Below are 8,904 nucleotides of genomic sequence, written 5' to 3' on the forward strand. Positions count from 1 at the left end.
ACGCAACCTCGGACCGGCCGACAGTCGGAGCTACATCCGTCAAGCGAAAGTAACATCCTCAGGTGAGGCAATACGTCTGGGAAAATTCGGCGCTGTTGGCGGCAGCCGGCCTGGCTGCGATGTCGAACGCCGTCCGGTCGGCCTCGCCCGACATCAGCGGCGCATATTTCTCGCGGAAGCGCGTAAGCCCGATCGCGTCCTCGGCGAGCGCATAGCCGACCACGGCACGGATGATGTCGCCCTTCTCGGCCGCATTCAGCGGCATTCAGCGGCGTGAAGTCGCGCCAGCGGTCACCATAATAGAGCTCGATCTGCTCGGAGGCCTCGCGCCAGTGCCGCTGCGCCCAATAGATGTCGGAGCGCAGCCGGATCGCCTCGCGGCCGGGAATGTTGGAGATGATGTCGAGCGCAAGGTCATGCCGACCAACGTCGCTCTGCGCGCGCGCCTCGAGCAGCAGCCGCTGCTGGCGCAATTCGCCGGACAGATCCGAGATGCGGGTCAGGCGCAGCGCCGCGATCGCGCGCTCCGGCTTGCGATTGGCGAGATAGACCATGGCAAGGCGTGCGGCGACCTGCGCGCGCGCTGCGCCCTCCAGCCGCTTGTCGACCTGATACTGCAGAAGCTCGGCAGCTTGATCAAGGAGGTCGACGCCGACGAGGCGATCAGCGAGGCGACGGATCATCTCGTCGCCGCGGCGACCGATCGGCGTGAGCTCGCGATATTCATAGAACATCGTGAGCGCGTCGATCGGCGGGATGCTGTCACCGGCGGGCCCGAGGAAAAGCTGGGAGAACAGCGCTGACGCCGCATCCTGTGCCTGCCGCGATTCCGGCGAATTCGGCTGCAGCCTCGTCGCGGCGCGCGTAGCCGCGAACGCCTCCGCATAGCGGCCGGTGTCGGAATAGATCTTCGCCAGGATCTGCAGCGTGCGCAGCTCGATGCTGTCGCCGCGCCACATCACCGCGAGCAGTTCGAGCTCGCGCAGGATGTCGGCCTGGGTGATCTCACCCCGCTTCTGCTTCAGTGTGACCTCGAGCAATTTGCCTTCGGCCGCGGCCTCCCGGTCGGGCGAGTTCGCGGCGAAGCGGTAAGCGTCGAGCGCGTCCTTCTCATAGCCGAGCGCTTCGGCGAGCCGGCCGCGCAGCACGGCTGCCGCCGGCTTCAATTCCTTCGGCAGGCCGATCACCTCGAGCTCGCTGCGGCGGCGCGCGGCTCCGGCAAAATCCTTCACCTCGAGCGCGGCCTTCATCGATTCCAGCATGACGATACGCTGCAGGTCCGGCGGCAGGGTCGCGACCGAGAACTCCGCGTTCTTGAATTTCTCCCGCGCATCCGCCCATTTGCCCTGGCGCGCAAGGGCGAGCCCCTTCCACAATTGGGAATCGTAGCCGTTGCCGATCACGGGGTTGGCAAGATCCTTGAGCGCGCGCTCGGGCCGGCCCATCATGATGCTGCTGGCGGCATGAACCATCAGCACGGCCGGGTCCTCGGCGCCGCGCTTGCTCTCCGACAGCATCAGATTGGCAACACCGTGTGCCTCCTCGTACAGGGCGCGCGCGACGTAGAACTTGGCAAGGTTGAGCCGCGCCTGCGCGAGCTGCTCGGGCGACGTGGTCGCCTCGGCGCTGGCCGCGATCAGCGCGTCGAGCCGCTTCAGGAAGTTCTCCGACTGGTTGTTCTTCCATTCCTCGGCATCGAACAGCGGCTTCACCGCGGCGGTGGCGCGTTCGGCGGCAACGTCGGCCGATGACAGCGTAAGCCCGCCCGGACGTCCCAGCACCACCTTGTCGGCGCCGAGTTCGGCCTTCACGTCGTCGGAGTTCGGATGCACCACGAGGCCGTGGACGGATTCAAGCAGCGACAGCTCGACGAAATCCTGCCGACGGATGAAGCCGCGCGCCGGCGGCGGCGCGGTGACGACCCACAGCATGTCGCCGGCGTCTGGATCGACCAGCCGGTGCAATTGCCCGGGATTGGCCAAGGGCACGCTGACATTGGCGAGCGCGGGATCGCTGACATTGCGCACCACCATCAATGGCTGCGGCGGCTTCTGCACCCGGTCGGCGAAGGTCACCGTCCAGCCCGTGCCGGAGGAACGCTCGTCGGCCTCGAGCGAAGGCATCTGCGGGCGGTTGAGGCGGAAGCGGATCGCCTGTCCCTGGTCCAGCGGCAAGCGGCTGACGTCGGAGATGATGGCGCCGGCCTTGTCGCGGATCGGCGCGACATCGATCGCCTCCGGAGAATCGAACACCAGCCACACCGCGTCGGCGCGGCGGAACAGCGCCGACGGCGTCGCCTTCTGGAAGGTGAACGTCACGCGCAAGCCGTCGCTGTCGCGCTGCGCGTCGACCGTAACCGGCTTTTCAGCGGAGGAGACCTGCGGCGTTGCGGCCGCGGCCTGTTTCGGCGCGGCATTCGCAGGCGACGGTGAAGCCTCATTGACGGGGGCTGCTGCAGGCTTCGCGTTCTCGGCAGGCGCCGCTTGCGCCGGAGGGGGAGCAGGCGGCACCTCCTGCGCGACCTTCTCGGACGCCGGCGCGGGCATTTCGGCGGCAGGGGGCTGCGGCTTCGCGGCCGCAGGCGCTGTGGTCTCGGCCGCTGCGGCCGGCGCCGCCTGCGGCGCATTTGCGCCCTGCTCGGGCTTGATGGAGATCTTGGCCTGCTCCGCGAAAGTCTCCGAGGTCAAGGGCGCGATCGGCGCCGGCTGCTGCAAGGGCGTGGATTCCCTGATCGCCTTGCCCTGCCCAGCCGCCACGGCGACCAGCGGCTTTGCCGGCGCGGGTGGAACGTTGGCGGCGTGCCCATCCGCCGCCGGCTTCTCCGGCTGCTGGAAGGCGACGTCGACGACATAGTTCTTGTCCTCGCGGAAGGAGCGCACGTCGACTTCGCCGATCAAGTTGATGTCGACAGCCGAAGTGTCGGTGTCGGAGCGCTGGTTGATCGAAGCGACGTTCGGCGGCGCCGCCACCTTGGCATCCGCGAGGTCGAAGCTGAGCACGCTGTTGAACAACAGCGTCAGCTTCTGCTCGTTCAGCACCGAGGACACGCTGACGCCGTCGGGGATTTCGAACACGAAGCGCACGAAGGTCGGCTGCACCGAAGCGCGCACGCGCACCGGTGGCTTTTTCTTGGCGGCGTCCGCCGCCCGCTGCGCGCGCAACGCACGCTCGGCGGCACGCGCGCGCTCGGCCAGTTCGCGGATCACGTCCGTGGGCAGAGGCGGCGGCGGCCCGGCCCAATCATCGGGCAGGAAGTCGATGAAGATCCGCTCTGCCGCAGTCATCGTGTTGATCGTCACCCGCCGCGACAGCGACAGGCGGATCGCCGTTCCGTCCGGATCGCGCCGCGCCATGCCGACATAATCAGGCACGGCATCGGCCAATCCCTCCACCGGGATATCGACTGGCCGCTTGAAGCGGACCACGACGATCGAGCCGGCCGTCGACACCTCGGTTTCGACATCTTCGGCAAGCTTGAACACCAGCCGCGCAAAACCGTTCGCCGCCGAGAACGTCGCCACGCCCTTGACCGGATCGTCGGCGCGGGCGGCGGGGGCAAGCGTCAGCGAGATCAGGAGCACGGCAAGCGGCCACAGCCGGCCCAGGCAAAGATACGCCGCCCGCGCCAAAACGCGGCCATGCGACCTTAGTCCAGCGGCAGCCCGTCGCGCCATGCCAGTTACGTCTTTCAGCCCTCAAGCCTCGAAGCAGACGCGAATGCGCCACCCCGCATCCGAATCTTGAATTGGCTCGCTTAAGGAGTTGTTAAATATCTACATTAGGGATGATTGATTTGCTGGATCTGGCGCGAAGAGCCGGCAAAGGTGCTCGGATAGTGCATCTTGGACCGTGTGGGTGACCTGCCTTCAAGGAGATTCCGATGCGTCAAGTGGATCGGGCGATCCTGGTGATCGGTGCAATCCTGGCGGCGCTGCCTGCCCAGGCGCAGACCTATGATCCGCGTTACCCGATCTGCATGCAGGTCTTCAGCATTGACGGCCCTGCAATCGGGTGCGGCTATACATCGATGGCTCAGTGCAAGGCGTCGGCGTCAGGCCGCGCAGCCGAATGCTTCGCCAACCCGTATTTCGCCGGCGGCCCTCGCCGGACGAGGCGCTCAAGATCGTGATGCGCGAGCGCCAAACCGCTTCGTCTCGGGCGCGGCAAGAAAGCGATGGCTAACGCGGCTTAAAGGGCGCATGCTGCTCTTGGGGCAGCGCCGGCGCCGGCGTTTTCGCGAAAGGCACGCGCGCATGACCACCCGCTCCCGACGAGAAGTCGTCACTTTCAAACACCCGTTCCGGATCAGAGGTATCGATCGCCTGTTACCGGCCGGCGACTACGAGGTCATCACCGACGAGGAGACGATCGAGGGACTCTCGTTCGACGCGTTCCGACGCGTCGCCACCATGATCATGGTTCCCGCTGAAGGCTCGCGCGGGCTGGCGATGCAGATGGTGTCGATCGGCTCGGTCGATCTCGCGGACGCGCAACGCATCGATGCGAGCGCGCCCCATGACTGACGAACCGCTTGACCTCGACAGCCATCGCGGCATGGCGGCGCAAAAAGCGACCGATATCCGTCGTGAGCTGGCTGAGATCGAGAGCCATGCGCGGGAGCTGCGCGAGCGGCAGACCGCGCTCGAAAATGACCTCTTGTCGGCTGCCGCCGCGTCGTGGCCGGAAGCAGCTACCAAGGCGCGTTACGTACTCGACCTTTATGCCGCCGGCCTGCCGCCGGAAGATACCAGGCATCGCGATCTCGTCGCTGCGATTCTTGAGGATTTTGCACGGCTCACCGAGCAAGGCGGAGCACGATCGCCGCGCCGCCTCCAGGGAGCAGGTCACGTGACGCTCAGGCAAAGCCGCTTCATCAGCTATGAATATGACAGGATGGTCGTCCTGTTCTCGATGCTCGACGGACAGAAGGAGATTTCTTGTGCAATCTCGATCTCGGCGATGGATGAGCTGGAAGGCGTGGTGCGAGCGAAAGCAACGCAACGCGAAGCGCAATTCTTGCGACTGCGCGAGCGCATCGAGGCCTGCGCCGACGGCAAATACCAGGCGACCGAGTTCGAAGGAACGCCGCCCGGGATCGTCCTGCGCAGCATCGATTTCCGAAAGCCGCGATAGAACCGCACGCTGGCGACCGGTGGGAAAGTGATGCTGTCCCGTTGGCGACCGCTCTGTTCCAGACGATCGTGATCGCTTAGCGTTCAAACGAACGTACGCTGGCCCCGAGCCGGCGCATCAACATCGCTCCCGTAGGAGAGCGCGAAAGATCCTGCGAGCATCGACCTAGCCATCGGATGGCTCACGCCTTATGTTGTTGATATCACTGATCGTGAAAAAGGCTTCAGTGACTGAGAGACCATGCCGCGCTCCCGCCAGAAACAGGAGGGAGCCCCATGAGTTCCACAATCTATCCATTGCATTTTGAACGGAGTTTCGAGCGCCGCTGGGCCTCCAGAATGGTTCGCGACGGGCCAAGGCGCTCGCCGTCACAAGGCACCAATACCTGTATCTGCGGACACCTCATTACTGCCCCCATCCGTTCGACCTATTTGTCCACCGGGGTTGTCAACGAATGGCGGTGTTCCGCTTGCGGCAACCACTGGGAGACGATTGCTGATCCCGGCGCGGGCTCAACGAAGCCAAATCAATGAGCCATTGCGCGGCCTTTGCCCGGCAAAGGCTGCGCGGCGGCGAATTGAAGCTGCTCGCTCAAGTCGGCTCTGACACACCAGCGAAACAGAGCAGCGAACGCACCGCACGGTTGGTCTCGCAAGCAAGGAGGCTCCTATGAAGGGCAACATATTCAACAGCAAAGGTATTCACGTCGGCGTTATAGTCGGTCGAGAAATTTTCGACCGCAACGGTACAAAGCTCTATCACCTCAAAGGGATCAACATCTACAGGCTCTCCGGAGAGTTGGTTGGTCATCTAAGTGATGCGAGCGGTTCGGATAAGCGGCTTGATAAAGCGACCGACCGCTTGTTCAGGTAGCTACCCAGGCGCGGCTGCCTGTGGATGCACGAGAGCGCACCCAGGGCTAACGTATGATCCGCATCACTCAATTGTATGGAAATCTGTATGGAAATCTACAGCATCAACGGCACTGCCACAGGTGTGGCTATGCACCGATGGCCCGGTGCAAAGCGCCGGTGTCAGCCGCCAGCCCAATGCTTCGCCAGCCCGTATTTCGCGGGCGCAAACAGGAAAACGCCAGTCAGGGCCAGGCGGTAGGCAAGTTCCCTGTTGTGTTTGAGGCAAACGGGCGAAGCCACAGATTGAACAACGTGCTACGCTCCACTCGCCAGGGTTGATGTAAATCAATGGCGTTCGTGTGCCATTTGCTTTGCATTCGGATGGTCATGGAGACGGAATAAAGTCGGGCGGCCATAGAGGAGAACTGCAAATGAGTGATCTTGTCGTGATCGCATTCCCTACCGAGGCGAAGGCGGAAGAAGTTCGTCAGAAATTGCTGGCCATGCAGAAGGAGTACCTGATCGAACTCGGCGATGCCGTGATTGCGGTGAAGGATGCCGATGGTCGGGTAAAGCTGAACCAGCTCATCAACACCACAGCGGCCGGCGCGGTCGGCGGCGCTTTCTGGGGCACCCTGATCGGTCTGATCTTCCTGATGCCGCTGGCAGGAGCAGCGCTTGGCGCCGCCGGCGGCACGCTCGGCGGATATCTGACCGATGTCGGTATCGACGACAAATGGATGAAGGAGACGGCGGCTGCCATTCAACCGGGAACCGCAGCCCTTTTTGTGCTGGCGCGCAGGGTGACCGGGGACAAAGTGCTTGAAGGTCTCAAGGGCGAAGGCGGGACCGTGCTGAAGACGTCTCTCGACCACACCAAGGAAGACGCGTTGCGGGCGGCACTGGCCGGCGCGCAAGCGGCTGTTCCTACCCCACCTGCACCGGCGGCTTAATAGTACTGCTGCAAGCGATGCGCCGAAGCCGTCAGTTCAGCTTCGGCGTGAGCATCTTGCCCTCGATCTTGGGCAGGTCGGCGGCGGGCTGCAGCTTGTCGGGACTGGCGCGGCGGGCGAGCTCGACGGTGAGCCGCTCGGCCGCTTCAGGCTGCATCAGGCCGAGGATATCAGCCATCTTGCGCGGCGCGATCTGGGAAGCGATCTCGTAGAGCACGCCCATTTCCAGCCGGTCGAACACCTTCGCGGCGTCCTTCGGCTTCATGCCCTCATACATCGTGATGATGCCCTTGAAGCGCGCGGCGTCGGCTTCGGCCTTCTGCGCCGCGACGGCGCTGCTCCTGGCGTCGCTGGCCTTGGCCTCCTCCACCTTCGTCTCGATGCGCTTCTCGGCGGCCTTCAACAGGCTTTCGCGGATCTCGATCTCGCGCGCGCGGGCATCCAGTTCCTGCCGGCGCGCCTGCAGCCGTTCCAGGATCGCGCGCTCGGAGGCCGAGATCTGCGGGGGCAAATTCGGATTGATCACGACGCCATCCGGCTGCGGCGGCGGATCAGCGGCGGCGGGCGGCTCTTCCTTCTTTTTCTCCTCGGGGCCGTGCACGGAGCCGGTGATGTCGTTCGGATCTCCCTTGTTCTTTCCTCCCGGGAAATTCAGCATCTCCTGCGCCCATGACGGCTTGGTCGACTGCGGATTGTAGTCGAACACATAGCCGCCATCGAGCACGAGGCCCGCGACCTTCAGCACCACGAGGCCGAAGATCGCGACCAGCACGACCGGGATGACGCGGATGTCGCGAAACGCGCTCATGCGGCCAGACCGCCTGCCTTTCTGCGTTCGGTGAAGGCTTCAGCAGCCGCCGCCACCGCCTTGGCCGGCGACATCTTCGGCGCCGCCGGCGCGGGTGCAGCGGCTGCGGCGGGCGCAGCCTCCGTCACCGGCCGTCCCGCCTGCACGATCCTCGACAGCCGCCGGATCATGGCGTCGGCCTCGGAGAGCTGGCCCTTCAGATGCGCCGACATCTGCGTCGCCGCGGTGAGCTGGCTGCCGAGATTCTCGTTGACGTCGCGCACGGTGTGCTTCAGCCCGCCGATCGCGCGCTCGGCGATCTCGGTTGCGGTGATCAGTTCGGCGATCGTGGCCTTCAGCGAGTGCTCGTCGGCCTTCAGCCGCTGCAGGCGCTTGTTGAGCAGCATGCAGTAGCCGATCGTCAGCATCAACAGCACCGCGACCAGGCTTTCAATCGCAATTCCGAGGGAATGATTCAAACTATGCCTCCATCATCTTGGTCTGCTCGTCGGCCTTCTCGAACATCGCAAAGGTGGTATTTGGCTTGCGCAAATTCTTGCTGACGCGGATCGCGACGCGGTCGCCGACGCGACCCATGCGGCCCTCGGTCAGGGTGACGTGGCCGCAGCGCACCGACACCAGCGAGTCCGCGCGGATGTCGAGCGGCAGCGTGTCGCCGACCTTCAGCTTCATCAACTGCTTGAGCGGAATGTCGGCTTCATAAAGCACGGCCTCGACGGAGATCTCCGCCTGCGCCACTTCGGTCGCGAAGTGTCCTTCCCAGATCGGATCGCGGCCGAACTTTTCGCCCATGAACATCTGCAACAGCACGTTGCGGATCGGTTCGATGGTCGCATAGGGCAGCAGCAATTCGATATTGCCGCCGCGGTCCTCCATGTCGATGCGCAGGCGCACCAGGATCGCGGCGTTGGCGGGACGGCTGATCGCCGCAAAGCGCGGATTGGTCTCGAGGCGGTCGATGCTGAATTTCACCGGCGACAGCGGCCGGAACGCCTGTTCGGCATCGGCCAGCACGACCTCGATCAGGCGCTTCACCAGGTTGGTCTCGATCGTGGTGTAGGGGCGCCCCTCGATGCGCAGTAGGGCTATCGCATATGGGCGAGGGCGCGGAGAAGGAAGTCGTTGTTCCATCTGGCCTGGAGCATTTTGTGGCTGA

The 8,904-nt window shown here is 64.3% G+C and carries 8 protein-coding genes and 2 pseudogenes; 6 read left to right on the forward strand and 4 right to left on the reverse strand.

Annotated elements, in window-relative coordinates; genetic code table 11:
- Positions 1 to 76: 76 nt before the first annotated feature.
- Positions 77 to 3,674 (reverse strand): annotated as a pseudogene (locus AAFX91_RS35660) (tetratricopeptide repeat protein); the annotation flags it as partial.
- A gap of 206 nt (positions 3,675 to 3,880) precedes the next feature.
- On the opposite strand from AAFX91_RS35660, the gene AAFX91_RS35665 reads away from it, so the two are divergent.
- The 6 genes and pseudogenes from AAFX91_RS35665 (at position 3,881) to AAFX91_RS35690 (ending at position 6,940) form a co-directional block, all read left to right on the forward strand.
- Positions 3,881 to 4,129, forward strand: a complete 249-nt coding sequence (locus AAFX91_RS35665; RefSeq protein WP_130578822.1) for a DUF3551 domain-containing protein — start codon at positions 3,881 to 3,883, stop codon at positions 4,127 to 4,129.
- 124 nt (positions 4,130 to 4,253) lie between these two features.
- Positions 4,254 to 4,523, forward strand: coding sequence for a hypothetical protein (locus tag AAFX91_RS35670; RefSeq protein WP_282527799.1), 270 nt, complete (start codon positions 4,254 to 4,256; stop codon positions 4,521 to 4,523).
- A pseudogene (locus AAFX91_RS35675) lies at positions 4,516 to 4,806 on the forward strand (hypothetical protein); the annotation flags it as partial. The gene AAFX91_RS35670 and the pseudogene AAFX91_RS35675, both read left to right, overlap by 8 nt.
- Before the next feature lie 42 nt (positions 4,807 to 4,848).
- The gene (locus AAFX91_RS35680; protein WP_394569659.1) at positions 4,849 to 5,133 is read left to right on the forward strand and encodes a DUF1488 family protein; all 285 of its coding nucleotides are present in this window, start codon (positions 4,849 to 4,851) and stop codon (positions 5,131 to 5,133) included.
- Positions 5,134 to 5,802: 669 nt separating this feature from the next.
- Positions 5,803 to 6,006 (forward strand): hypothetical protein, encoded by a 204-nt coding sequence (locus AAFX91_RS35685; protein WP_394569657.1) that lies wholly within the window; start codon positions 5,803 to 5,805, stop codon positions 6,004 to 6,006.
- A gap of 412 nt (positions 6,007 to 6,418) precedes the next feature.
- Positions 6,419 to 6,940, forward strand: coding sequence for a DUF1269 domain-containing protein (locus tag AAFX91_RS35690; protein WP_130578826.1), 522 nt, complete (start codon positions 6,419 to 6,421; stop codon positions 6,938 to 6,940).
- Between the two features lie 31 nt (positions 6,941 to 6,971).
- Here AAFX91_RS35690 and AAFX91_RS35695 read toward each other — a convergent pair whose 3' ends face one another.
- From AAFX91_RS35695 to AAFX91_RS35705, 3 genes are all read right to left on the reverse strand, one after another.
- Complete coding sequence (locus tag AAFX91_RS35695; RefSeq protein WP_130578827.1) at positions 6,972 to 7,748, reverse strand: MotE family protein; 777 nt, start codon at positions 7,746 to 7,748, stop codon at positions 6,972 to 6,974.
- Positions 7,745 to 8,206 (reverse strand): DUF6468 domain-containing protein, encoded by a 462-nt coding sequence (locus AAFX91_RS35700; protein WP_028163559.1) that lies wholly within the window; start codon positions 8,204 to 8,206, stop codon positions 7,745 to 7,747. The genes AAFX91_RS35695 and AAFX91_RS35700 overlap by 4 nt, the downstream gene beginning before the upstream one ends.
- Before the next feature lies 1 nt (position 8,207).
- The coding region (locus tag AAFX91_RS35705) for a FliM/FliN family flagellar motor switch protein (RefSeq protein ID WP_394569658.1) at positions 8,208 to 8,904 on the reverse strand (697 nt) is incomplete at its 5' end.

Source organism: Bradyrhizobium sp. 31Argb, from assembly GCF_043638955.1.
In the GTDB taxonomy this organism is placed as follows: Bacteria; Pseudomonadota; Alphaproteobacteria; order Rhizobiales; family Xanthobacteraceae; genus Bradyrhizobium.

Bases quoted from the DNA above. Each gene is read 5' to 3' on its own strand.
- AAFX91_RS35665 (WP_130578822.1), top strand. From the start codon at position 3,881: ATGCGTCAAGTGGATCGGGCGATCCTGGTGATCGGTGCAATCCTGGCG.
- AAFX91_RS35685 (WP_394569657.1), top strand. From the start codon at position 5,803: ATGAAGGGCAACATATTCAACAGCAAAGGTATTCACGTCGGCGTTATA.
- AAFX91_RS35690 (WP_130578826.1), top strand. From the start codon at position 6,419: ATGAGTGATCTTGTCGTGATCGCATTCCCTACCGAGGCGAAGGCGGAA.
- AAFX91_RS35695 (WP_130578827.1), bottom strand. From the start codon at position 7,748: ATGAGCGCGTTTCGCGACATCCGCGTCATCCCGGTCGTGCTGGTCGCG.
- AAFX91_RS35670 (WP_282527799.1), top strand. From the start codon at position 4,254: ATGACCACCCGCTCCCGACGAGAAGTCGTCACTTTCAAACACCCGTTC.